This window comes from Paenibacillus sp. FSL F4-0097 (genome assembly GCF_038593125.1).
In the GTDB taxonomy this organism is placed as follows: domain Bacteria; phylum Bacillota; class Bacilli; order Paenibacillales; family Paenibacillaceae; genus Paenibacillus_AQ; species Paenibacillus_AQ odorifer.
Genome location: NZ_CP151965.1, coordinates 6,618,665 through 6,643,754, shown reverse-complemented (window position 1 = coordinate 6,643,754; position 25,090 = coordinate 6,618,665). Strand labels below are relative to the sequence as shown.

Annotated in this window: 22 protein-coding genes; 16 read left to right on the top strand and 6 right to left on the bottom strand. The window is 47.9% G+C overall.

Annotated elements, in window-relative coordinates; genetic code table 11:
• Positions 1-78: 78 nt before the first annotated feature.
• Positions 79-1,671 carry a histidine kinase N-terminal 7TM domain-containing protein gene (locus MHH86_RS29810; protein ID WP_036682063.1) on the bottom strand — a complete coding sequence of 531 codons (1,593 nt, stop codon included), beginning with the start codon at positions 1,669-1,671 and terminating at the stop codon, positions 79-81.
• A gap of 281 nt (positions 1,672-1,952) precedes the next feature.
• Here MHH86_RS29810 and MHH86_RS29805 point away from each other — a divergent pair, with 281 nt between their 5' ends.
• The 6 genes from MHH86_RS29805 to MHH86_RS29780 all read left to right on the top strand — a co-directional run bounded on the left by MHH86_RS29805 (position 1,953) and on the right by MHH86_RS29780 (position 8,663).
• A complete protein-coding gene (locus MHH86_RS29805; protein WP_076099708.1) occupies positions 1,953-2,735 on the top strand; it encodes an ABC transporter ATP-binding protein in 783 nt (260 codons plus the stop codon).
• A 2-nt stretch (positions 2,736-2,737) separates the two neighbouring features.
• The gene (locus MHH86_RS29800; RefSeq protein ID WP_051491222.1) at positions 2,738-3,550 is read left to right on the top strand and encodes an ABC transporter permease; all 813 of its coding nucleotides are present in this window, start codon (positions 2,738-2,740) and stop codon (positions 3,548-3,550) included.
• Positions 3,550-4,467 (top strand): ABC transporter permease, encoded by a 918-nt coding sequence (locus tag MHH86_RS29795; RefSeq protein WP_081384300.1) that lies wholly within the window; start codon positions 3,550-3,552, stop codon positions 4,465-4,467. The genes MHH86_RS29800 and MHH86_RS29795 overlap by 1 nt, the downstream gene beginning before the upstream one ends.
• A 136-nt stretch (positions 4,468-4,603) precedes the next feature.
• The gene (locus MHH86_RS29790; RefSeq protein WP_076105055.1) at positions 4,604-5,704 is read left to right on the top strand and encodes an ABC transporter substrate-binding protein; all 1,101 of its coding nucleotides are present in this window, start codon (positions 4,604-4,606) and stop codon (positions 5,702-5,704) included.
• 105 nt (positions 5,705-5,809) lie between these two features.
• Entirely contained in the window at positions 5,810-7,273 is a 1,464-nt protein-coding gene (locus MHH86_RS29785) for a CoA-acylating methylmalonate-semialdehyde dehydrogenase (RefSeq protein ID WP_036682059.1), read from the top strand.
• Between the two features lie 31 nt (positions 7,274-7,304).
• Positions 7,305-8,663: an aspartate aminotransferase family protein gene (locus tag MHH86_RS29780; RefSeq protein ID WP_076105053.1), complete on the top strand. Its 1,359-nt coding sequence runs from the start codon at positions 7,305-7,307 to the stop codon at positions 8,661-8,663.
• Here the strand turns inward: MHH86_RS29780 and MHH86_RS29775 are convergent.
• On the bottom strand, positions 8,638-10,326 hold the full coding sequence (locus tag MHH86_RS29775; protein ID WP_076316143.1) for a PucR family transcriptional regulator: 1,689 nt from the start codon (positions 10,324-10,326) through the stop codon (positions 8,638-8,640). The genes MHH86_RS29780 and MHH86_RS29775 overlap by 26 nt on opposite strands.
• Positions 10,327-10,644: 318 nt before the next feature.
• Between MHH86_RS29775 and MHH86_RS29770 the strand changes: the two genes are divergently transcribed.
• From MHH86_RS29770 to MHH86_RS29745, 6 genes are all read left to right on the top strand, one after another.
• Positions 10,645-12,036 (top strand): NAD(P)-dependent oxidoreductase, encoded by a 1,392-nt coding sequence (locus MHH86_RS29770; RefSeq protein WP_051491219.1) that lies wholly within the window; start codon positions 10,645-10,647, stop codon positions 12,034-12,036.
• Between the two features lie 45 nt (positions 12,037-12,081).
• Complete coding sequence (gene preA / locus MHH86_RS29765) at positions 12,082-13,371, top strand: NAD-dependent dihydropyrimidine dehydrogenase subunit PreA (RefSeq protein ID WP_076099706.1); 1,290 nt, start codon at positions 12,082-12,084, stop codon at positions 13,369-13,371.
• A gap of 2 nt (positions 13,372-13,373) precedes the next feature.
• Positions 13,374-14,801, top strand: coding sequence for a dihydropyrimidinase (gene hydA / locus MHH86_RS29760; protein WP_076222359.1), 1,428 nt, complete (start codon positions 13,374-13,376; stop codon positions 14,799-14,801).
• Entirely contained in the window at positions 14,801-15,052 is a 252-nt protein-coding gene (locus tag MHH86_RS29755; RefSeq protein ID WP_051491218.1) for a hypothetical protein, read from the top strand. Before hydA ends, MHH86_RS29755 begins: the two co-directional genes overlap by 1 nt.
• A gap of 933 nt (positions 15,053-15,985) precedes the next feature.
• A complete protein-coding gene (locus tag MHH86_RS29750; RefSeq protein WP_036682051.1) occupies positions 15,986-16,603 on the top strand; it encodes a TVP38/TMEM64 family protein in 618 nt (205 codons plus the stop codon).
• Positions 16,604-16,662: 59 nt separating this feature from the next.
• Positions 16,663-17,574: an aldo/keto reductase gene (locus MHH86_RS29745; RefSeq protein ID WP_076316144.1), complete on the top strand. Its 912-nt coding sequence runs from the start codon at positions 16,663-16,665 to the stop codon at positions 17,572-17,574.
• A 12-nt stretch (positions 17,575-17,586) separates the two neighbouring features.
• Here the strand turns inward: MHH86_RS29745 and MHH86_RS29740 are convergent, their stop codons facing one another.
• From MHH86_RS29740 to MHH86_RS29725, 4 genes are all read right to left on the bottom strand, one after another.
• Entirely contained in the window at positions 17,587-19,098 is a 1,512-nt protein-coding gene (locus tag MHH86_RS29740; RefSeq protein WP_036682047.1) for an aminotransferase class V-fold PLP-dependent enzyme, read from the bottom strand.
• Positions 19,099-19,223: 125 nt separating this feature from the next.
• Positions 19,224-19,700, bottom strand: a complete 477-nt coding sequence (locus tag MHH86_RS29735; RefSeq protein WP_036682046.1) for a DsrE/DsrF/DrsH-like family protein — start codon at positions 19,698-19,700, stop codon at positions 19,224-19,226.
• 121 nt (positions 19,701-19,821) lie between these two features.
• Positions 19,822-20,139, bottom strand: a complete 318-nt coding sequence (locus MHH86_RS29730) for a hypothetical protein (RefSeq protein ID WP_051491217.1) — start codon at positions 20,137-20,139, stop codon at positions 19,822-19,824.
• Between the two features lie 53 nt (positions 20,140-20,192).
• Positions 20,193-20,816 (bottom strand): GPR1/FUN34/YaaH family transporter, encoded by a 624-nt coding sequence (locus MHH86_RS29725; RefSeq protein ID WP_036682044.1) that lies wholly within the window; start codon positions 20,814-20,816, stop codon positions 20,193-20,195.
• A 335-nt stretch (positions 20,817-21,151) separates the two neighbouring features.
• On the opposite strand from MHH86_RS29725, the gene MHH86_RS29720 reads away from it, so the two are divergent.
• The 4 genes from MHH86_RS29720 to MHH86_RS29705 all read left to right on the top strand — a co-directional run bounded on the left by MHH86_RS29720 (position 21,152) and on the right by MHH86_RS29705 (position 25,032).
• On the top strand, positions 21,152-22,069 hold the full coding sequence (locus MHH86_RS29720) for a prenyltransferase (RefSeq protein ID WP_036682043.1): 918 nt from the start codon (positions 21,152-21,154) through the stop codon (positions 22,067-22,069).
• A gap of 35 nt (positions 22,070-22,104) precedes the next feature.
• The gene (locus MHH86_RS29715) at positions 22,105-22,881 is read left to right on the top strand and encodes a DUF6081 family protein (RefSeq protein ID WP_249267652.1); all 777 of its coding nucleotides are present in this window, start codon (positions 22,105-22,107) and stop codon (positions 22,879-22,881) included.
• Positions 22,882-22,919: 38 nt separating this feature from the next.
• Complete coding sequence (menA, locus tag MHH86_RS29710; RefSeq protein ID WP_036682041.1) at positions 22,920-23,873, top strand: 1,4-dihydroxy-2-naphthoate polyprenyltransferase; 954 nt, start codon at positions 22,920-22,922, stop codon at positions 23,871-23,873.
• Between the two features lie 163 nt (positions 23,874-24,036).
• Positions 24,037-25,032, top strand: coding sequence for a Gfo/Idh/MocA family oxidoreductase (locus MHH86_RS29705; protein ID WP_076105049.1), 996 nt, complete (start codon positions 24,037-24,039; stop codon positions 25,030-25,032).
• Positions 25,033-25,090: the final 58 nt, after the last annotated feature.

Genomic DNA, 25,090 nt, shown 5'->3' with positions numbered 1-25,090 from the left:
TAACTCTTATTAAACTTAAAAACAGACTATGAAAAATAAGGCCAGTTGTTGAATGCGCAGGAAGGGACATGATTGTCATTAAACAGGTTTGAAAAGAATGATTTCTGACCTTTGGGAGAGATGCACAGCGTTGCGTCCATTCCGTTTAGAGCTATACAGAGCATGGTCGGCTTCAGATAGCAGCTCTTCTAGAGTGGCCTCTGGATTTAGGGCCTCCACAACTCCAAAGCTGGCGGTCACATTAATGGGCCCGATGACGGTATATAAGGTGCTTTGTTCAATATCCGCGCGGATAGTTTCGCAGAGCAATGCAGCTTGCTTCAGCGACGTCTCTGGCAGACAGATCACAAATTCCTCGCCACCATAACGGCCAAAGAGATCTCCCTCCCGCAGATGTCTGCTGCACACTTGGACAATATGCTGGAGAGCTTGATCTCCGTATTGATGTCCATAGCGGTCATTAATGCTCTTGAAGAAGTCCACATCCAGCAAAATCATAGATAATGAACTTCGCAGGCTGGCGGACCGGGCAAGGAGAGCTCGACTCAGCTCCAAAAAATAGGAGCGGTTATAGATACCGGTTAGGCTGTCCATCGTAGCCAATTGGCGCAGCTTCTCCTGAAGCAGTATTCGTTCAGTCACGTCAATCAGCATGATCATCTGTCCTGCTATGTGCCCCTCTTGTTTTTGTACCGGAGAGGAACGGATTTGATAATAGCAGACCTCCTCTGCTTTGTTCCAAGCCACTTCCCGTTCTTCGCGCAACAGCGGCTCGGCGTCCATCACATAGGACAAGGCGTCTTTGCCTGCGTTAAGAAACAATTGCGCTAGCGGTTTGCCAATCGATGAGGAGTTGAGCCCCTCTATCATATCCGCGGCTGCACGATTGTAATCGACGAGCATGTCCGAGCGGTCGGTGACAAGCACTCCCTCCCGCATGCTCTCGAAGAGATTCTCACGAGCAATAGGCGCAGCCGTTAACATGCCCCGGGATAAAATAGCCCAAATATATAGGGAGGAGGTCAGGCTCATAATGATCGGGACGGGATCCATTCCGTAAGGAGTCAAGCCCATCAGATACAAAAAAGAGCCAAGTGTTGGAAGACTTAACCCGATTATTATTGTGATGATCTGCCTGCGGTATACCCGCTTCATCCGGTTCCACTGCCATATCATGAGGCAAATGGCTGCCAGCAGACAGCCAAAAGTAAAGCTGCCGTGAACGATATACCAAGGTCCCATCACAACATCAACGAGTGGGGTGGGCGTATTTTCCCGTAAATAAATGGATTTATAGAAGAGATGATGGTAATCATTGGTCCAAACCAGCAGCGTTGTAATGAACGGAATGATAAATAACGCCGCCCGTATGCCTTTTTTAAACAGCGTCTCCAGCCCAACGAAATGGATCACCATGATTAGACTAGCTGGCGCAATGAAGGGCATCCCCAGATATTCTAACTTAATCCAGAAGCTGATTTCCTCCAGGGTTTTCCCCGATAACTCTAATGCGAAGCCGAAGGTGTAAATAGCAGAGGTAAAGGAGCTTATAACAAAAGCCCTGATTCCTAAGAAATCAGTTTTTTTATAATAGGCGAAAAGGGCTAATAAGACGCTCAGCACACCTGATATAGCAACAATTACAATATAGTTCGAGATTATAGATCCCATGGGTCTATTGTCACCTGCCGAGGAAAGATATGGATAAATATTACCACATATCTACGGATATAAAAAAAATACTTCGGGTTTGTAGTCAAAAAAATGTCTCCTAGACAAAATGACGCAATTTAACAGGAGCTATTTTACTAATTGTCTAGTGAGAGTCCAGTGAGCAGCGTGTAACATGTTAGTTAATACTACATGCGGTAGAAGTTTTCTTGATCTTATCTATATCACGTCAGTTTATATAACATTATAAACATGACTTATTTTGAAAAGGGGGGCTGAGGATGTCATCACTAGCGACAAATATTCCTGAGATTCAGCTGGAGAATGTTGAAATGCGTTATCGGACAGAAGCTGCGGAAGTGCTTGCCCTGCATCAGGTGAGTCTTGATATTGCTAAAGGGGAGTTCGTCTCCCTGCTCGGACCTTCCGGATGTGGAAAAACGACGCTGCTTAGACTGATGGCCGATCTCATAGCACCAACAGGCGGGAACATTGTGGTAGCTGGGAAAAGTGCCAGAGAAGCCAGGCTGGCGCAAAAATATGGCATTGTTTTTCAAAGTCCAGTGTTATACGACTGGCGGAAAGTGAAGCATAACATCACATTGCCGCTGGAGCTGATGGGGGTAAAGAAGTCAATCCGTGAGGAAAAGGCGATGGAGCTTCTTGATCTGGTGGGGTTGCAGAGCTTTGCGGATAAATATCCGTGGCAGCTCAGCGGCGGGATGCAGCAGCGTGTAGCGATTGCCAGAGCGCTATCGATGGAGCCGGAAATTCTGCTCATGGATGAGCCGTTCTCAGCGCTGGATGAATTTACGCGTGAGCGATTGAATGAAGAGCTATTGTCTGTCTGGAGTAAAGTGCAGAACACAATTGTTTTTGTAACTCATAGTATTCCTGAATCTATATTCCTCTCTGACCGGGTGTTTGTTCTTTCCCCGCATCCAGGTCGCTTGTCCGCTGTGGTCGAAATTCCTCTGCCACGTCCGCGAACGGCGGAAATGAGAAATAACCCAGAGTTTTTCGAACTGATCGCACGTATTCGCGACAGCTTCGAAGGGGTGTAGTGATGAAAGGGGGCAGTATCTTTGTGCGAGGTCGTCTGCTGCCGTTGTTCGTCTGGATTTTTGGCCTGCTGCTAGTCTGGGAAGGGACTTCCTGGATGTTGCTCCATGTGGTGGAGACGCCGTTAGCACAGTCCAAGCTGCCATATGTTCATGAGGTGTTAGCTACCTTATGGCAGTATGGAGGCACGCTCTTGAAGGAGGGGGCTGCGACCTTCGGTAATGCTGGCGTTGGCTTCCTGATTGGAGCGGTAGCAGGTGCCTCATTGGCGGTGCTGATGAGCTTGTCGAAGACAATAGAGCAATTAACTTTTCCTTATGCTATTGCCTCGCAGATGATTCCGATTCTGGGGTTGGCACCCATCATCTACGGGATTGTGCGCGATGAGCAGACCTCGCGGATTATTATTTCGGGATATATCACCTTTTTCCCGGTGGCTCTGAACATGCTGCGCGGCTTGCGGAGTGTAGATCCATCAGCGCTCGAATTGATGCATTCTTACGCGGCTAAACCTTGGGCGGTCTATTGGAAGCTCAGATTCCCAGCGGCTTTGCCGGGTTTGTTCGGTGGACTTAAGATAGCTGCCCCACTTGCTGTGACTGGAGCTATTCTGGTGGAGCTTATGGGTGCCCAGCATGGCATTGGTGTAATTATGCTGCGCAATCTCTATTATGGAAGCTCTCACACCTATATGTTCTGGTCTACGGTGATTGTGGGTGCCTTGCTGGGGATCGTAAGCTACTGGTTAATCAGTCTGATAGAACGTCTGGTAACGCCTTGGCAGCCTGAATATCGTCCGAAAGGAGGCAGCCGCTAATGGAAACTAACTCCGTTCGGGAGACCACGTTTATAGGCTCTACTGGTAAAGAAATGGCTCAGCCGGCGCTAACGGCTACACAAAAGAATGCTGTAGCCGTTCCGAAACCTGCGGAAGCTACGGCGAGTCGAGGCGGCTCACGAATGCTGAAGAGGATATTTAGTGCAGGGGTGCTGCTGCCTGTACTGGCAGGTCTGTTATTTCTTGCACTATGGGAATTTCAATTCTTTCATAAGATCTTTGATCTGAAAAAATATCAACTCCCGCTGCCTACAGCCATCGCCGAAACTATGCGAGATAATTTCAGCTTGTTGTTGTCCTATACCGGATACACGCTTGCTGAAGCTGTGCTGGGAATGTTGGTTGGTTCTGCTATCGGCTTCCTGATCGCTTTAGTCGCTACGGCTTGGCCGCGCTGGGGGAGTGGAAGCTTGACGCTGGTTGCCGCCCTAAATGCTGTGCCCATCGTCGCCCTCGCGCCCATCATGAATCTGTGGTTTGGAGATGGGGTAGGCTCACGAATTGCCATAGTAACAGCAACTACAATGGCAGCGATGGCGATCAACGCCTATAAGGGCATGGCGGCGATTGATCCATTGGCGCTGGATCTGATGCATTCTTATGCGGCAGGTAAACCGGCAGTGTTCCGTTATCTGCGGATTCAGAGCAGTCTGCCCTATGTATTTACAGCACTGAAGATTAATGCTACTGCCAGTATGATTGGCGCCATTGTTGGGGAATTCTTTTTCTCCTCAAAGGGGCTTGGATATCTGCTCTCCAATTCCATTAAAGTTGCCAAAATGCCACTGGGCTGGTCCTGTATTGTGCTGGCTGCAATTGCAGGCGTGCTCTTCTATTTAGTGGTTGAGCGGCTGGAGAAAGTATTCATTAAGTGGCATCCTTCGCAGCGTACTTAATCTCACCCTCATTACATCCGGCCATAGTGGGAATGGAAAAGAGAAACCGCCCGCGGCTGTATGCATAAACGCACCACGATGCTTGTCCATACTGTGCTTGTTACAAACTTAAATTACGATAGGGGGAGTTCGGTTGATGAACGGGAAAAAACGCAAATTTCGTGGTGGTTTGTTGGCAATCGTGATGATGTTGAGTGTTTCTTTAATGGCGGGTTGCGGTGGCAACAATAATAACTCGGCAGCTGAAGCTACGACTGCCCCTGAAGCATCAGCAGCTCCTGACGCAAGTGCTGCTACTGAACCGGCTGCTGATCCGGTTACAGTGAAGCTACAGCTGAAATGGGTGCCGCAGGCACAATTCGCTGGGTATTTTGTGGCGCAGGATAAAGGATATTACAAGGAAGAAGGCTTGGATGTAGAAATTCTGCCGGGTGGGCCTGATATCGTTCCGGAACAGCAAGTGGCAGGCGGCTCTGCAGATATCGGTGTGGGTTGGGTAGCCAGCTTGCTGCCGAGTCTTGAAGAGGGAATGCCGCTGGTGCAGATCGCGCAAATCTATCAAAAGAGCGGATTGGTCCTGGTTTCCAAAAAATCGGCGGGCATCAACTCAGCCGCTGATCTTAAGGGTAAAAAAGTAGGCAACTGGATGGGCGGCAACGAGTTTGAACTATTAGCGTTATTCGATAAATATAAGTTCGATCCGAATAAGGATCTGAGCTTTACGAAGCAAGGGTTCACGATGGATCAGTTCTTGGGCGATCAGATCGATGCGGCCTCAGCGATGACCTATAACGAGTACCAAGTAGTGTTGGAGTCAGGCATTAAGGCTGAGGATCTGAATGTCATCGACATGAATACGGAAGGCGTTGCGATGCTTGAGGATAACTTGTTCGCCAATAAGGAATGGCTTGCGGAGAACAAAGAGACTGCGGCAAAGTTTGTACGTGCCTCCCTGAAAGGCTGGAAAGATGCAATTGCTGATCCTGCAGCCGCAGTGGACAGTGTGATGAAACAAGCGGAAGACGGCAGTACAACGAAGGAACATCAGCTGACAATGATGACTGAGGTTGCCAAGCTGATTCTGCCTGAAGGCTTTGACAGTGCCAAGATGGGATATACCGATGCGGCGGCGTTCCAGCAAACTGCTGATATTTCGCTTAAATTTGGTGTCATTAAAGAACCGGTTAAGGTAGATGAGGCTTACACGAACGAAATCGTAGAAATGGCGGCAAAATAACCAGTTGAGCTCAAATGTTACAGTGGATGGCCGCCTGATCTGGCGGTCATCTATTATAATCAGCAGTCCATCAGTGCATCTGAAACAGAGAAAGAGGTGCGAGCTATGTCTCTCCTAGTAACGCAGGCTGAAAGAGTTAAGAATTATGTGAATGGAGCTTGGGTAGAATCGTCGTCCGGGCGAGATGAAGAGGTATATAATCCGGCGACGGGTGAAGTGATTGCCTATGTGCCTATTTCCAGTAGGGAAGAGCTGGGTGCGGCGGTAGATGCGGCTGCAGTGGCATTTCAAGTGTGGAAAAGGGTCGCTGTGCCGCGTCGTGCCCGCTACTTTTTCCAATATCAACAGCTGCTGGTGAAGCATTGGCATGAGCTGGCCGAGCTGATCACGCTGGAGAATGGCAAAAGTCTGGAAGAGGCGCAAGGTGAGGTGCAGCGTGGAATTGAGTGTGTGGAATTTGCCGCAGGCATCCCCACGTTGATGATGGGCAGCCAGCTCCCGGACATTGCTACCGGAATTGAATCCGGGATGTACCGCTATCCATTGGGTGTTATCGGGGGAATTGCCCCTTTTAACTTTCCGATGATGGTTCCTTGCTGGATGTTTCCGCTTGCCATTGCTTGTGGAAATACCTTTGTGCTAAAGCCTTCCGAGCGTACGCCGTTACTGGTTAATCGGTTAGCCGAGCTATTTGCCGAAGCGGGTTTCCCGCCTGGCGTGCTGAATGTGGTACATGGGGCACACGAGGTTGTGAATGGGCTGCTGGAGCATGATGAAGTGAAGGCGATTTCGTTCGTGGGTTCGCAGCCGGTTGCGGAATATGTATATAAGGCAGGGACGGCGCAAGGGAAGCGGGTTCAGGCATTGGCAGGCGCTAAGAATCACTCGATTGTGCTGCCTGATGCGGAGCTGGACAATGCGGTCAAAAATATCATTGCGGCCTCCTTTGGCTCGGCAGGTGAGCGGTGTATGGCTTGCTCGGTCGTAGTGGTTCATGAGGATATCGCTGACGAGCTAGTGAACCGTCTGGCTGCGGCTGCGGATGAGCTTAAGATTGGTAATGGCGCCGATGACGGGGTGTTTTTGGGTCCGGTAATTCGCCAGTCGAATAAGGAGCGGACGCTTTATTACATTGAGACTGGTGAAGCTGAGGCAGCCAAGCTTGTGAGAGACGGGCGGAAGGATGCTGCTACGGGTGGTGCGGGTTATTTTATCGGGCCGACGATATTTGATCATGTACAGCCGGGAATGACCATCTGGAAGGATGAGATTTTTGCACCGGTATTGTCAGTGATTCGTGTGAAAAGTCTGAGTGAAGCGATTGGGGTAACGAATCAGTCCCCATTCGCGAATGGGGCTTGTATTTATACAGACAGCGCAAAGGCGGTTCGTGAATTTCGGGAAGAAATTGATGCAGGGATGTTGGGTGTGAATCTGGGCGTGCCTGCGCCCATGGCATTTTTCCCCTTCTCGGGTTATAAGAAATCGTTCTATGGAGACCTGCATGCCAATGGGCGTGATGGGGTGGAGTTCTATACGCGTAAAAAGATGATCACTGCCCGTTATTAGAGAAAATGAGCTGCTGAGAGGAGAAAATGTTATGCAGAGTCTGGGGAACGATAGCGAGCTTGCGGTGAAGAAGGATCAGGAATATTTATGGCACAACATTACGCCTTATAGTGAAAAGAATCCGCCTATGATTGCCGCCTCGGCGAGTGGGTCGTGGATTACGGATATACAGGGCAATCGATTTTTGGATGGGATGTCTGGCTTATGGTGTGTAAATGTGGGATACGGGCGCAAGGAGCTGGCGGAAGCTGCTTACAATCAGTTGCTGACCCTGCCTTATTTTCCTCTGACACAAAGTCATCTCCCGGCGATTGCGCTGGCGGAGAAGCTGAATGAATGGCTCGGAGACGACTACGTGATCTTCTTTTCCAATAGTGGATCGGAAGCCAATGAGGCTGCTTTCAAAATGGCACGCCAGTACCAGCAGCAAATCGGCCAGCATTATCGCCATAAATTCATTGCCCGTTATCGTGGATATCACGGCAGTTCGCTTGGTGCATTATCTGCAACAGGCCAGGCCCAGCGCAAATATAAATATGAACCGCTGGCGGGTGGGTTTCTGCATGTAGCTCCCCCGGACAGCTATCGCCGCCCGGCCGGGATGACTGTGGAAGAATTCAACCTCCAGTGTGCACAGTCCATAGAGGATATGATCATCTGGGAAGGCGTGGAGACGGTAGCTGCGGTGATTATGGAGCCTGTAATTACGGGTGGTGGCGTCATTGTACCGCATCAGGTTTATTTGGATCGGGTGCAGGAAATCTGCCGTAAGCACGGTGTGTTGCTCATTATGGATGAGGTGATTTGTGGATTCGGACGTTCTGGACGTAAGTTTGGTCATCACAACTTTAATGTGAAGCCTGACATCGTAACGATGGCTAAGGGACTGACTAGCGCTTATCTTCCTTTATCCGCGACTGCTGTTCGTAAGGATATCTATGAGGTATTTAAGGACAATAGCGATGACTATGGCCATTTTCGCCATGTGAATACTTTTGGTGGCAACCCTGCCTCCTGTGCGCTGGCGCTGCGTAATCTGGAGATTATCGAGCAGGAGAAGCTGGTGGAACGTGCGGATCTTTTAGGTAAAAGAATAAATACAGAATTTACCGAGCTGCTTGATCACAAGCTTGTAGGTGATGTCCGCAGCTTTGGTTTGGTGACAGGGGTTGAGCTGGTTGAAGACAAGGTCAGTAAGAAGCCGGTTGATCTGAATATTGTGAAAGGAATTATTGCCGAATGTAAGTCCAAGGGGCTTATCATCGGCAAAAATGGCGATACCGTAGCTGGGTTCAACAATGTGCTTACCTTCGCCCCGCCGTTATCCTCCACGGATGAAGATATAGAATTTATTATCGATACCTTTAAATCTGTGCTGAACGGGGGCTAGGTAAAGTGATTTTGTCTGGATATAGAAATTGGTAAGCGCGCAGGGCGACTTGAATGGAGATCCGATTCTCTGGCTGCATGAAGTCTTCACCCAGTAGCTCTGTTATTTTGTCCAGGCGATAATAAAGTGACTGTCTGACAATGAATAAGTTTCGAGCGGCAATTTGTTTGGAGCCATCATGATCCAGATAAACACGAAGGGTAAGCAGCAGCTCGCTGCCTTTGGTTTGGTCGTGGTCGATTAGCGGGCCGAGATAACTGCGAATGAAGTTCTGCAACGTTTTTCCGTCATTTAAGCTCAACAGCAACTGGAATACACCCAGCTCTTCATAGAAGAGCAGTGACTTCTGGTAACAGGAGTATAACGACAATGCCTGTAGGGCTTCCTGATAACCGGAATAGGCTCGTTTTAGGCGCTTATGTGATTTACTGACTCCAATGACGAGCTGCAAATCCTTGAGTTTCTCATCGGAGCGGATGTTCTGCAGGGCCTCAAGTGCTTGTTGAAGTCGCATTTTGCCAGGCGTTTTTGATTGGATGTCGAGGGCGATGACGGTGAGGCGATTGTTCTTAAGGGTGATCAGCGGACGTAAAGAATATTTCTCAAAGATGGAACGCAGGATGAGCGAAAGGTGGAAGGTGATGGACTCCCATTCGTTCTCCGAGCTGTTCCATTTTACATCTCTGGGGTTCTTGATCTCTATAAGGCATACACGGTAAGGGAGCTCGTTGACCACGTTGAAATTAGAGCCTATCAGGCCCTTTAAGCGGTTATCATCTTCGATGCGGCCATTGATCAGCTCGTCGACCCATAGATTTTCTGAAAAAAGCTTGCGCTCCTCCATATACCGGGTTCGCAGCAGCTCCTGAGCAATGGACAAAGAGGCGGAATCCAGCAGCAGACAGTCGAATTCCTGTGGTTTGTGATTGCATACCATCAGAATGTAAGCCCAGGTCTGATCCAGCGCACCTACAGGCTTGAGCGCGATGGTCTTCTGTCCATATTCCCGGATATAGGGGGCAGCGTCAGGTTGAATTCCTTCCAGCTCGTCGCCGAAGGCGGTGAAAAAATTCAGCAATGGAGCCTGCTCTTCCGGCGAAAGGGCCGGGAAAAATAAGGGTTTGCCTTGCAGCTGCATATAGACAATTTGTGTGCGGGTGCTTTTGCACAATAATTGCAGCACTTTCAGCGTTCCTTGTGAAGTTAAGGTCAGACGGTGGAATTCACGTGAGATTTTTTCAAGTTCTTGGAGCATCCGGTGATGCCGGTTGATGATAATCGAATGAAGATCCAACGTGATATCTACGAAACGAACCGTGCGGGTGAAGATGATTAGCGGAAAGTCATGCCTATCGGCTAATTCGATCATCTCTTGCGGGATGGTGCTGAAATACGTACCTAACTCAATACATAGGCAAGCTGCATTTTTGTCGATCAGGTTCTGCATAAACTCCAAGGAGGAAGGGAGATCGACACTTGCACCAATCCCCGTAGTCAAAATCATTTCTTCGCCATGAATCAGAGTCTCGAAGTTGGCACTTTCCAGCACATGCACCCAGCGAATGGCACGGCTTAGGCCGCTTTTCCCGCCGATCACCTCGGCTTCTGCGAATAGTGGTCTTTTTAAAGCGTCACGAATGGTTAATACAAGCTCCCAGTCCATAGTTACTCCCCCTCGATCTTCTGCGCTCTGGCCTTCGGTTAATGCCCTGTTATTCTCAGCCTATTCTCACACGTAAAAAATACAGTTTTGAAATTAGACAAAGTGTCTAATGCAACGAAAATTCGAAATGACTATAGTTTGATTAACGGATGTCAGTATATATAACCTAATCAGGGAGAACGTTGAGAGATAATTTCTGTTAAAGCTTATATTACTACAATAATTAAAAGATGTAAGCAAAATATTCAGACAAAACTTGAAATAATGTTATATTATATAACACAAATATGAAAAATTACCCATAAGGAGGGACTAGTGATGGAGCATTCTTCTCCGTTAACAGCATTTACACCTGATATGTTCATGCGTAATTTCGCCGAGGCTGAGCCGCCTCTGACCCATAAAGGTGCCATGGATGAGTCCAATCGCTGTCTATATTGCTATGATGCCCCATGTATAAAAGCATGTCCGACCAGCATTAATATTCCCTCCTTTATCAAACGGATCGCCACTGACAATCTGAAAGGCTCGGCACAGACGATTATGGATTCCAATCCTGTGGGTGCCAGCTGTGCTCGTGTTTGTCCTACAGATGAGCTGTGTGAAGGCGCCTGTGTGTTAAATGATGCCTCGGCGCCGATCCAAATCGGACTGCTGCAGCGTTATGCGACAGATTGGGCGATGAACAGCGGAGTTCAATTATTTAAGGCTGGCATTCCTAATGGGAAAAAGGTAGCCGTTATCGGCGGTGGTCCTGCGGGATTGTCAGCGGCTAGGGAACTCGCCCGTGAAGGTTTTGCTGTTGTGATCTACGAAGCGAAGGCGTTAGCGGGTGGGCTGGATACACATGGGATTGTATCGTTTCGGCTCCCGCAGTCTGTATCTCTTTGGGAAGTAGAGCAGGTAGAGAAGCTGGGTGTGGAAATACGTACAGGTGTGAAAGTCGGAGTAGATGTTTCTGTAGATGAGCTGAAGTCGAATTATGATGCCATCGTTTTGGCAGCGGGTATGGGTTATGTGCCTCCAATAGGGATTGAGGGTGAAAAAATGGCTGGAGTTTATGATGCTATTGCGCTCGTAGAATCCACTAAGACGGGCATTCCTCTACTAGAGCTGATGGGTCAGCGGGTCGCTGTCATTGGTGCAGGGAATACGGCTATTGATGCAGCGACTTGCTCAGTGCGGCTGGGAGCCACCAATGTGAAAATGGTCTACCGCCGGACCCGCGAAGAGATGACGGCTTATGACTTTGAATATGAATTTGCGAAGCAGGAAGGTGTGGAGTTCAACTGGCTTACCTTACCGAAACGTATCGTGGGTGATGGGCTTGGGAATGTAACTGCACTGGAATGTGTGCAGATGAAGCTGACGGAGGAGCTGGGCAAAGATGGGCGTCCAATACCTATGCCGATCGAGGGTTCTGAGTTCTTGATTCCTGTAGATGCAGTTGTAATAGCTATTGGTCAAAAGCGTCGTCTGGATCTAATAGATTCCTTAGGTCTTATGCATGACCGTGGGGTTGTGAGGGTGAATGAGGTCACCTGCCAAACCTCCGATCCGCAGATTTATGCCGCTGGGGACATCATATTTGGTTCAGGTAAAGGCGAGGCCATGGTTGTATCAGCGGCACAGCAGGGAAAAGATGCAGCCCATGCGATTGTTAAACAATTCTCAGGCCAGCAGGAGGTCGTTGTTAGATCTGCGGGCTGAGCGTAGAAATCATATTGGATTTTACATGACAGGGAGGGAACATCAATGGCAGATTTAAGTATTAATCTCGCAGGAATCAAATCACCGAATCCGTTCTGGCTGGCCTCCGCGCCGCCTACGAATACAGGTTATCAAGTGCAGCGGGCCTTTGAAGCAGGTTGGGGCGGGGCGGTGTGGAAGACGCTCGGCGATCCGATCATTAATACCTCATCGCGTTTTGCGGCAGTAAATTTCAATGGGCAACGGGTTGCGGGCTTTAACAATATTGAACTGATCACCGACCGTCCGCTTGAAGTTAATCTGAAGGAAATCTATGAAACGAAAAAAAGATTCCCGAATCATGCGATTATAGCCTCCCTGATGGTAGAACCAACGCAGCATAAATGGCATGAGATTGTTAAGCGGGTAGAGGATGTGGGTGTAGACGGTCTGGAGCTTAACTTTGGCTGTCCGCACGGGATGGCTGAGCGTGGAATGGGCGCTGCTTCGGGGCAGCAGCCTGATCTGGTGCAGGCACAGACCACCTGGGTAAAAGAAGTTGCGACGACCCCGGTGATTGTGAAGCTGACGCCTAATATTACGGATATCACCGTCGTTGCCCGCCATGCGGTTAAGGGTGGAGCGGACGCGATTAGTATGATCAACACGATCAACAGTCTTGCTGGTGTAGATATTCATAGCTGGAACACCATTCCGAATGTTGGGGGTCAGGGTGCGCATGGCGGTTACTGCGGGCCGGCTGTGAAACCAATTGCGCTTAGTATGGTGGCCGAGTGTGCCCGTGACCGGGGAGTCGGCATTCCTATCTCCGGTATTGGAGGGATTTCGACCTGGCAGGATGTTGTTGAATTCATGTTGATGGGTGCAACGGGCATTCAAGTATGTACAGCGGTCATGCATCATGGCTTCCGGATTGTGGAGGAAATGATCGATGGCCTGAACAACTATTTGGATGACAAAGGTTTGGCTTCCGTAACAGAGTTAATCGGTAAATCGGTATCCCGGTACTCCAACTGGGGTGATCTGGATCTCAACTATAAGGTCGTTGCCCGTATTAATGAGAACAACTGCATTAACTGTAATAAATGCCATATTGCCTGCGAAGATGCTTCACATCAGTGTATTGATATGTTAACTAATGCAGATGGGAAAGCTATTCTACAGGTCCGCGAGGAAGATTGTGTAGGTTGTAATCTTTGTTCTATTGTCTGTCCAGCAGACGGCGCGATCGATATGGTTCCAGTCGATACCGGGGCAGCCCCACTGACCTGGAACCAGCGGCAGAAAGTGATCGGGAGTTTGAATGGCACCTATTCGGAAGTGGAGGTGGTGTAAGGATGAAAAAGATTATTAAAAATGGCATCATCGTTACCGCAGCAGATACTTATACAGGCGATGTGATGATTGAAAACGGGGTTATTACGGAGATTGGCCTTCATTTGGATGTCCCTGGTGCGGAAATTATAGATGCCTCGGGGTGTTATGTTTTTCCTGGAGGCATTGATCCTCATACGCATCTGGATATGCCTTTTGGCGGCACGGTTACAGCTGATGATTTTGAGACGGGAACCATTGCAGCTGCATATGGCGGAACGACCACTGTCATTGATTTTTGCTTAACCACCAAAGGACAACCGCTACAGCAAGCCGTAGATACATGGCATCATAAGTCGCAGGATAAAGCGGTGATTGATTACAGCTTCCACCTGATGGTCTCAGAATTAAACGATAAAGTACTGGGTGAGCTTCCGGAGATAATTGAGAAAGAAGGCATTACCTCGCTCAAAGTATTTATGGCTTATAAGAATACTTTTCAGGCGGATGACGGCACACTTTTTAAGACCCTTCAAGCCGCGAAAAAAGAAGGTGCGCTCGTTATGGTGCATGCGGAGAATGGAGATGTCATTGAATATCTTGTTGAGCAGGCCTTGGCCGCAGGCAACACTGATCCGATCTTTCATGCGCTGACCCGCCCGCCGGAGCTGGAGGGTGAAGCTACGGGACGCGCAGCTTATCTAACCGAACTGACAGATTCTCAGCTGTATGTTGTACACGTGACCTGTGCGGAAGCCGCTTGGAAGATTGCTGAAGCGCGTAAAAAGGGACTGCGCGTATACGGTGAGACTTGTCCACAGTATTTAGTGCTGGATCAGACGGCGCTGGAAAAGCCTAATTTCGAAGGTGCCAAATACGTGTGGTCTCCGCCCCTGCGTGAGCAGTGGAATCAGGATGTTCTGTGGGATGCGCTATGGAGCGGCAGCTTGCAGACGATTGGCTCTGACCAGTGCTCGTTTGATTTCAAAGGACAAAAGGATCTGGGGCTTGGCGATTTCTCCAAAATCCCGAACGGTGGGCCGACCATCGAGGACCGGTTTACGATTCTATATTCGGAAGGTGTGCAGAAAGGCCGGATCTCATTGAACAAATTCGTAGACATTATTGCTACCTCTAGCGCCAAGCTGTTTGGCTTGTATCCGCAAAAAGGCACGGTCGCAGTAGGTAGTGACGCTGATCTGGTCATTTTTGATCCTTCTGTAGAAAGAACCCTTTCTGCGGACACGCACCATATGAACGTAGATTATAATGCGTTTGAGGGCTTTGAAGTGAAGGGAGAGCCTGTTTCTGTTCTCAGTCGAGGTGAATTTGTTATTCGTGACAAACAATTTGTCGGCAAAGCAGGTTCGGGAAAATATTTGAAACGCAAACGTTTTGCAGCGGAGGCTCCTCTTCCTTCTAAGGCAGAAATCAGCGGAGGTGTAGTCTAATGTCTGCTTTTGCGGAATATGCCAAAGAACAGCAGGAGATTGATGGGCTGCTTTTTAAAGGGTATACGATTGCCGGCATCCAAGAGGATTTGGACGGTGCCCGAATAAAGTTTGTCAGAGGGGAGCCGGCTAAAAGCTCGGTAGAGCTGTTACTGCTCACAGCGGATGCCCGTAAGTACGTGACAACCCTTGTGGTTGCGGGGTTGAGGGCGGAAGGTGAGCAGGCGGGTTGTTACAGTGGAGAGGTTTGAAGGGAATGGAATTGAAAGCTGAGTAGTGAGCCCACGTAGGATAGGGAGCTTGCCGCTCGGCTTTTTATTGTGCTCCTGAAAGGGTGCGTGGAGATAACTTCTCTGAAAATAGCCGATTATCATCGCGGTATACACTTTTTGGGGAAATCCTCCCTAAAAAGTAGCTGATTAGGGCCCCGAAATAGACGTTTTAGGGAAAACCTCCCTAAAAATCACTGAAATATGCCGATTTTGCGCAAATTCGCTGAATATTAGGGAAGTTTTCCCTGATTTGCAGTTATAGGCACCTGAAAGACCAACAATCAGGGAGGATTTCCCTAATCTATTTCTTCTTCTGCTGCTGCTCACGCTCTATATACTCATGCCGTAATAAGGACATGATATGCAGAGATTCAAAATGTCCCTCAACCTTTATACAATCACGTAGAGTGCCTTCCAGTGTAAAGCCGCAGCTTTCATAGTCATGGCGAGCCCTGTGGTTGTGATCCCTAACATCCAACCATAGCCGATGCGTCTCGTGTGCTGGAAGATCCAGTCGCTCACGAGATGAAGCGACAGTTTGCTATAACCAAAGCCCTTGGAATGGATCACGATTCTTTCGATACGAACGGTAAGATGAGTATCTTGAAGTCCTGTTACGATGATATAGCCGACTCTTTTCCCGGAGCTCTCCCAAATTGTAAGGTGCAGGATATCTGAATCATGGATAGCCGTAGAGTGCTCCGCTTTACTCCATTGTCCGATATAGGCACGATTAAGCTCACTTTGTTCAATGGCTAGAACGAACGCTAAGTCCTGCTCGGTGGTAGTTTATAGATCCAACGTTTCTGAATGAATGATCATAACCTTATGCACTGTAGGAATGAACGCAACTTCGTGTATAATTGAGACCAAGTGTTAAGAATTCCAATCGGATGAGGAGATCAGCTGGTTATGTATTTTCTTGATATTATGTCTTGGCTGACAGAGGATAATCTGCGGCATCTGCTGGAACAATATCGTTCGTTTGGACCCTTCCCGGGCATTGCGTTAACGTTTATGAAATCATTTATACCACCGCTACCAACTATTGCGATCGTAGGGCTAAATGGGGCAGTATATGGTTTATGGTTAGGTTTTTTGTATTCTTGGATCGGTCTGGTTGCAGGCTGTGTGACTACCTTTTGGATTATCCGCAAAGTAGCCTCCCATCGTTATTTGCGAAAATGGGCAGCACGGCCCAAAGTAGCCAAAAGCATGACATGGGTGCGGCAAAGCGGATTCAGCTATGTTTTTCTGCTTAGTATATTTCCGGTAGGACCTTTTGTTGTGATTAATATGGCAGCAGGGCTTGCCGGGATGAGGTTCCGTTCGTATCTTCTTGCGCTTACGGTGGGTAAAGCGATTATGGTATTCGCAGTTTCATACATTGGCAATGATCTGGAACGCTTCATTCGCCAGCCGTGGGAGATTATCTATGTTCTGTTGTTTATCGGGCTGTCGTTATGGGGAGTCAAAGCCATCGAAGCGCGTTTTGCTAGAACAGCACAGGATGGGAACAAGATAGCTTAGTATAGTGTCAGAATTAACTTGAATTCCTAAATCTAAATAGAATAAAGGAGGAAATGATGATGAAATATCGTAAGCTTGGCAGTACAGGAATGAATGTCTCGGTGATTGGCCTAGGGACTTGGCAGTTTGGCGGAGAGTGGGGCAAGGATTTCACTCAGGCTGAAGTCGATGCCATGCTGGATAAGGCTGGGGAGCTGGGGATTAACCTGATTGATACGGCAGAATGTTACGGAGATCACTTGTCGGAGAAGTTCATCGGGGATTATCTGGCGCGCCGCAAACGCGAGGACTGGGTTGTAGCTACGAAATTTGGCCATCATTTTCAAGGGCATTTGCAGCGGGAACAGCTATGGCGTGCTGAGGATGTGCTTAAGCAGCTGGACGACTCCCTGCGCGCACTCCAAACAGAGTATGTCGACCTCTATCAATTCCATTCCGGAACGGATGAGCAGTTCGATAATGATAAGCTGTGGAGTATGCTCGACAGACAGAAGCAAGCCGGTAAAATCCGTCATTTAGGCGTGTCGATCAGTGCATCGGGCTCGGGGGTGCATCAGACCTCTGCGGCAGCGGATGTGCAGGCAGAGGCCATACAAGTAGTATATAATCGGCTGGATCGTCAACCTGAAGAAGAGATTCTTCCGCTGTGCATCGAGCATCAATTAGGTGTGTTAGCTCGCGTTCCGTTAGCCAGTGGTTATTTGAGCGGCAAGTATAAGCCAGATGCGATTTTTGCTCAGGGTGATGTGCGAGCGAACCATAAAGAGGATGTAAGACAAAAGCAGCTGCGCGCAGTAGCAGAAATTGCTGCCAATGAAGTGCCATCAGGTCTGGATATGGCGCAGTGGGCTTTGGCTTGGTGCCTCCAGCATTCCGCAGTAACCAGTGTAATTCCGGGCTGCAAAAATGTAGAACAAGTCATCTCCAATGCCAGGGCTGCCGATTTGGACATGGTGAAGGGCAACGTGTGATAAGTTAGAATGTTACACGGTGAAGAGTTCTTGGAGCTTCATCTCGGGTGAATGCTTCACGTAGATATGATTCCAGCTGTTCGTGGAAGTATCGTAAAGATAGTCCTGCTTCCATTGCTGGACATGGGTCGCAATACTCCTTACAGCGGATACAATTCTCTCTACTTCCTGATTAGTCATAATGGGATGTAGAGAGATGCGAATCCACCCTGGTCTGAAGGATTGGTCGCCGCTCATGATTGCTCCGGCAATCTGAGCGGATTGCGTCCAACCTAATCCGAGCAGGTAATGTCCGTATGGACCTGCACAAGAGCAGCCGCCTCGAGCTTGTATGCCGAAACGGTCATTCAACAGCTGGACAGCAAGGTTGTAATGAATATCGCGCAGTGTAAAAGAGACGATTCCATGACGTTCTGTATGATCTCCGGCCAGCAGTGAGCACTCCGGTATGTCGCTGAGTCCTGCCAATAATTGCTGACACAGCTCGTGCTCTCTCATCACCATATATTGACCGTTTCCATTCATCTGCTCCTTCAGCTTCACGCAAAGTGCCGTGCGAAAAGCCTGTAAAAACCCCGGTGTTCCCCCGTCTTCCCGCATCTCAATCGCATTAGTGTAGCGGCGTCCTCCCCAAGGGTTGACCCAGGCTACTGTACCTCCACCCGGTTCGTCAGGAATACGTCCATTGTTCAGCGCTTCATCAAAGATTAGAACGCCGTTTGTGCCCGGCCCACCCAGAAATTTATGCGGAGAAAAAAAGATCGCATCAAGCTTCTCCAATGGGGAAGGTGGGTGCATATTGATAGGCACGTAGGGAGCACTGGCGGCAAAATCCACAAAACACACGCCCCCATGACGATGCATAGCAGCCGCTAGCTTTGCGTAAGGCGTCTGAATTCCAGTCACATTAGAACAAGCTGTAAATGAACCAATCTTGAAACGGCGATTGGGGTATAGTCGCAGCTGGTCTTCAAGCTGCTGGGGGTCAATATTTCCGTCCTTTCCGGCGGGAATGGTAACGACGTCACCAAGCCCCTCCTGCCAAGGAAGAATATTGGAATGATGCTCCATATGGCTGGTGAAGATAACGGGGCGATCTTCCAGCGCGCGGTTATTATGTTCCTGTAGCCATTCCGGGAGCCTTAATCCCATGATACGCTGCAGCTTGTTCACGGCTCCTGTTGTTCCATTGCCGCAGAAGAGCAGTACATCCTGAGGGCCGGCATTTACATGGTTCTTAATGATTTGGCGAGCTTCATTATAAGCCTGCGTCATGATTAGTCCGGTGGTGTTGGAATCTGTATGTGGATTGCTGACGTAGGGACCGAAGGCTTCCTGCAACTTGCGTTCGATCGGTTCATATAGGCGCCCGCTTGCGGTCCAATCGGCATACAGAAGCGGTTGTCTGCCATATGGGGTGGTGATCTGATGCCGAATGCCGATGGTGTGACCACGAAAAGTATCAAAATGGTCTTGTAATGAAGCGGGCGTCTCTGCAGAAGAGGCGTGGATGATGTTTAGCACGGATATTCCCTCCAGCCTGTACGCCGTCAGTGCTAAGTTAATGGGGTGTATTTTCGGCGTGCCAGTAGTTTCTATGGCAACAGTATATGCCTGCATGGGGGATTGGGTTAAAGCCTAGTCAGACTTTAAATAAATAACTGTACATCACTTTCTAAAGCATCTTTTAAATATGCCGCAGCATCGATAATTTCGACCTCTGGCAGCAGTTCCTCGGGCTTAAAGCCCATGATCTCCACAGAAAGCTTGCAGGCATAGAATTTGATGTTTTTTTTACGAGCCCCTTTTAGAAAATGAATCAGCTTCGGTGCGCCTTGTTCCTCCATCATTTCCTCCAGCATCATTCGTCCCAGCCCGCTGAAGTTCAGATGAGAGAGTGGCAACTGCCCAGGACCCTTCGGTGTAATAACATCCATCAGCTTCTCGTAGATACTCTTGTCCTCAAGGGTCATTTTTTCCGGATCACGCACCAAAAATAGACCCCAGAATGAAAAAAACATAGTAACCTCGACATCGATATCTCTTGCGGCATTCGCTAGGATCAGTCCAGCCATCGCTTTGTCGTATTCCCCACTGAACATTAGCAGATTGATTTTTTTGCTCACCCTGATAATCCTCCCGTTACTTTTATTAGAATGTCATTAGTATGGTTGTGGTGGGGAGAACTATGCGAAGAAGCTTTCTGAAATTATAAAAAAAAGCCCCCTTTCGGGAGCTTGAGATTTACTAATGTACTTCAGGATCTTTAGATTCTGGATCTGCATTGCGACTGATGTCGTAATAACGGGCGGACAGCCAAATAGCTCCGGTAAATAACACGATGAGTCCAAGGACGATAGAAAAGCGCCAATCGCCTGCCTTGAAATTTAATTGAAGCACCGTTAGTACCAGTGAAACTTGGGTCCAAACCAGTGTTCTTTTGCGAAAAGCCGCAATATCGCCAACCATCTTCGGGATATTCCGAATGATCAGATAGGCAATAACTGCGAGAATAAGGGCGAAAATAGCAGTTACCGCTAATTCAGAAGAGGACAGGACATGCATAGTCTCAGCTCCTTTCGGCTTGCAAAAGTATTAGTTTCAGATCAGAACAATTTCTATTTTTTGAAGATGCCCAGCGGAGCTCCAATTGGTAAGAAGCTACGGCCGAAATGAGCGTTTAGCACGGATGCTCCACATCCGTAAAGGGACACAATACCAATACCAAGCTCAGCACAAGCAGCAAGCTTATGGAAGAATTCTGGAGCGATCCCAAAGGAATCAAAGGTTAGTCCGATAAAAAGAAAATCTATCAATACAAAAATGATAAGCAGAACTCTATTTGCCTCAACGGCACCAATCGTCATAAAGAGTGTGAAGATCAAGTAACCCAAAAATACAAATCCGAGCTGCTTAGGATCTACAGCCTCCGCAAGCGTTGGACCAAATACGCCAAGCTTGATCAGCCAGCTGCTAGCCATGCCGAACCAAAAGAAAGCGTAGGCGCCAAAGGCGGTCATACCAAAGGTATTGTTGTGCTTAGCATCCTGAATGGCGGCGAATAGCTGCGCGAATGCTCCCAGGAAGATAGCCCAAGGAATAACATAGCTAAGTCCTGTTGTAAATTCAAGCTTCTGTGAAGAAGCGACCAATGTGACAATAGCCAGTCCGAATAGCCCGATGGCGCTAGGGTCGGCAGTGACGATTTTGACAGATTGGGTGTTAGGGGATTGCGCTGACATGACAGTAAAAGCCTCCATTATTATATATAGTTTTACGCTCTTAAAAACAGCCCGTAAGGGGCGCTGTTCATAGGCTTGCCTATCATATCATATCGGTATGTGCTTGCCTATAAAACAACACTCATTTTTTGTCGTAAAATAGGGGTCCTGCGTGAAATAAGGAATTGTTTACATTTTTATCTTCCATTATCAAGTTACTTGACCAAACAAACGGAAGTATTATGTCAAGAATAGACATTATATGCAGTGATAATCTTCACAATCTATCGAAAATTGATGTATAATAGTCAGTGATAATTATTATCAAATCATATGAAAAAGGCGGTAAGCTTGAAGTGAACAAATGGACATTATTTACCAAGGCGACCCGGTTTTGGAGTTTTTCTGTTATGCTCATCCCGATTGTTTTGGGGACCGTTGGGGCATATGTATGGGAAGGGACATTCCATCCGGTTTTATTTATTCTTACATTAATAGGGGCGATCTCGGCGCATTTGTTCTCCAATATGGTGAATGATCTGTGGGACTTCCGCAACGGAACCGATACAGAAGCAAAGAATTCCGCTGGTGAAATCAGCACAAACTCCGGGCTACTGACAGGTGGGATCCTCTCGGAGTCTTTTTATGCAAGGATGACCTGGAGTATGCTGGCGATTGCCCTTATCTGTGGTGGGATTCTTAGTATATATAGCGGTTGGAATATCCTCTGGTTTGTACTTGTTGGTGCTTTAATCGCTTATTTCTATGTGGCTCCGCCACTGCGTTATGGCTATCGCGGCAAAGGTTATAGTGAGATGGCCATTTTTATTGCTTTTGGGATTATGCCTGTATTAGGCTCCTATTTCGTACAAACCGGTCAGTTTAGCATGAAGCCTGTAATTCTCTCGCTGCCTGTCGGATTTTTAACTACATTATTGTTGTTTAATCACCATTTTCTACATTGGAAAGCGGATGAGCAGGCGGGTAAGCTTACGCTTGTTGTAGTATGGGGAGAACAAAAGGCACTTGTATTCTCACGTGTACTTCTTTTCACTGGCTACGCTTCGGTGATAGTCTGTGTGCTGTTGGGTGTACTTCCTGTTTACGCACTGCTGGCGCTGGTTACAGCTTTCTGGCCGCTGCGCATTTACAGTAGTCTCAAGCAACATAATGCTTCGCCGGCTTATATCCCGCTGATGGGTGCTTCACAAAAAGCCTCTGTACGCTGCGGAGTAGTAATGGCAATAACTTTATTAATTCAAGGCTTGATCTGATACTAATAGATGGACTACAGAAGGAGTGAGCTTTCATGGAAAAGAAGGACAAGGTATTGATGGCAGAAGAACAACAAGTTAAAGGCAATCGCATGGTTCTTGGGGATTTCCACTCCATTTTAGAAGAAGGAAAGGTCTGGAAGACGGGTGGATTTACACTGCCTGACGGATCATTTTGGGCTTACCGTGAGCCGGAGGCTGTAGTTATCGTTCGTAATGACACCCTGTATGTACGTGCGAAGTTATCTCGCGAGAATCATCAAGTGCAAATTCTGGACAATGCCAAGCACATGTATTATTCAGCCAAGCCAGTGGAGATTCCGGAAGCAGGAGAGATTAGCATTGAGCTGCAAATTCGTTGCCGTACACAAGGAACTGCACCTGGAGATCTGTATGATGGATATGTATCGCTGAACCTGCTGGATTTCACGACAGGCGCTGCGCTTGATTTCTTCGCGGGAAATGATAAATACGCTAGTGTATATGGTATTTTGCCGTTCCCGGGTGTACAAGTACCAGAAAGCACTGGAACGAAATACTTCTGCATCTTTAAAGAAGATACGGATTTCAAACCACGGGAATTCAATACGTACCGTATTACCTATCACCGTGGCAATGATGAGGCTGTATTCTATTTGAACGGCAAGGAAGTACGCCGCGAGAAAAATATTCCGCTTAAATTCAATAACTTCACTGTAGCGCTCGGAATTATGACAGAGAAGGATCTGAGTCCTGAAGGCAGTGTGTCTGTACATGGACAAACAGTTATTGCAGAATGGTCCCCAGTGACGGTTACAACAACTGAACAGTAATGCCTTGCAGGCTCATTTGACAGATAAGGGTGTATGGTGTGAATATTAAAAGCTTTCTAAGATTTGTGGAGCTGCCGACGAAGGTAGCCAGTATTATTCCGTTTCTAATGGGAACGTTGTACGCCCTGTACCGGTTTGAGGATTTTTACGTACTGCGTTTTGGATTGATGTTCGTGTCTTTGCTTAGCTTCGATATGGCGACGACGGCGATTAACAACTATTACGATTTCAAAAAAGCTTCTAAAACCCACGGCTACGGCTACGAGACACATAATGCGATTGTTCATTTTAAGCTAAAAGAGCGCACCGTCGTGGCGACGATTGTGATTTTGCTGGCGCTGGCAGCAGGGGGCGGGATTGCGCTTGTCACTCAGACGGGTTTGCTGGTCTTTTTGCTGGGTGGACTGTCGTTCTTGATCGGTATACTTTATTCGTTCGGGCCGATTCCCATCTCGCGGATGCCGTTAGGTGAGCTGTTCTCCGGTTTGTTTATGGGCTTTGTTATTATTTTTATCTCTGCCTATATCCATACGGATGAGCATGTGGTTTCACTGCTGCTCCAGAACGGCTGGGTCAGCTTGAATATCAACATCGTGGAAGTGCTGTACCTTTTCTGGTTTTCCGTGCCCGCTATTTTGGGGATCGCAGGGATTATGCTCGCTAATAATATTTGTGATATTGATGAGGATGTGGAGAATCGAAGGTATACGCTTCCGGTGTACATTGGCCGCCGCAATGCGCTTGTGCTTTTTAAATATCTCTACTATGTCTCTTATCTGGATCTTGTAGTGCTGCTGATCTTAGGGATTAACCCTATTCTGGTTCTGTTGATTCTACTTACGCTGATCCCGCTGCGCCGAAATATTGCCTTGTTCACAGAGAAACAGGAGAAGGCGAGTACCTTTATTCTTGCCGTCAAAAACTTCGTATTGATGAACCTTGCGCGTATAGTTGTGCTGGGTGCGGCTGTGCTGTTAAATGCACTAATATAAACATTCATATTTTATAAAAAAGCAGTGTCTATCGGGGTTGGAGCTCCTTTTTGCACTGTTTTTTTGCAATTTGCAGGTTTCTTTCTGTTAGAGAAACGTTTCATTCTATGATAAGGTGGCTTTAAGTATAGTAAGTAATCTATAAGGAAGAAGGTTAGCAACGATGGTGCAAAAACTTCGCTGGGGAATCATGGGCTGCGCGCAGATTGCGACAGGTTCAGTGATGCCGGCTATAATGGATTCGGAGACGGGAATGATCACAGCGGTAGCCAGTCGCGGTTTAGAAAAAAGCAGCGCTGTAGCCGCAGAGTTCGGAATAGATAAAGCTTACGGCAGCTATGAGGAATTACTGGCGGATAAGGATATTGATGCAGTGTATATTCCACTGCCAAATCACCTCCATCGGGAATGGGTAATCCGTGCGGCGGAAGCTGGCAAACATATCTTATGTGAGAAACCGATCGCGCTGAACAGTGAAGAAGCGGCTGAGATGGTAAAAGCTTGTAATGATGCTGGAGTCCATTTGGCAGAAGCTTATATGTATCGGCATCATCCTCGGATTGCGGAATTGCAAGAGATTATCTCTAGCGGTGAAATTGGCGAATTACGCTCCATTCGAGGCACTTTTACTTATAATGACGCTACAGATACCTCTAATATTCGCTTTAAATCCGCTTGGGGCGGCGGCTCTCTTTATGATATCGGCTGTTATCCGCTAAGTGCAGCACGACTGCTGTTCGGAGCTGAGCCGGAAGCCGTGACAGTACAGGCTATGTTCTCTCCGGAGCATGACAATGTAGATATGATGGCTTCAGGGCTGGTAGAGTTTCCGAAGGGGCTAAGCCTGATTTTTGATTGCGGGATGTGGGCATATAACCGCCAGCTGTTAGAGATTCTGGGGACCGATGGAATGATTGAAGTGCCTATGCCTTTTAATGCTAGAGATGAGGATGCCGAATTTTTTGTGCATACGGGAGAAGGGGTAAGACGGGTTGATGCCACCGGGGCGAATCCCTATACACGGGAGGTCGATGATTTTGCCGCCGCAGTATTTACAGGAAAAAAATTATTTGCACCTGAGGATGCAGTGCTGGGCATACAATTGATCGAGACTTGTCTAGCTTCTGCTAAAAAGCGGGAAAGAATTAGTATGCTATAAGAAGATGAATCCAATATGAATCTATGCAAAAAAAACCTCCGGGCGCTCTGCTTTACGC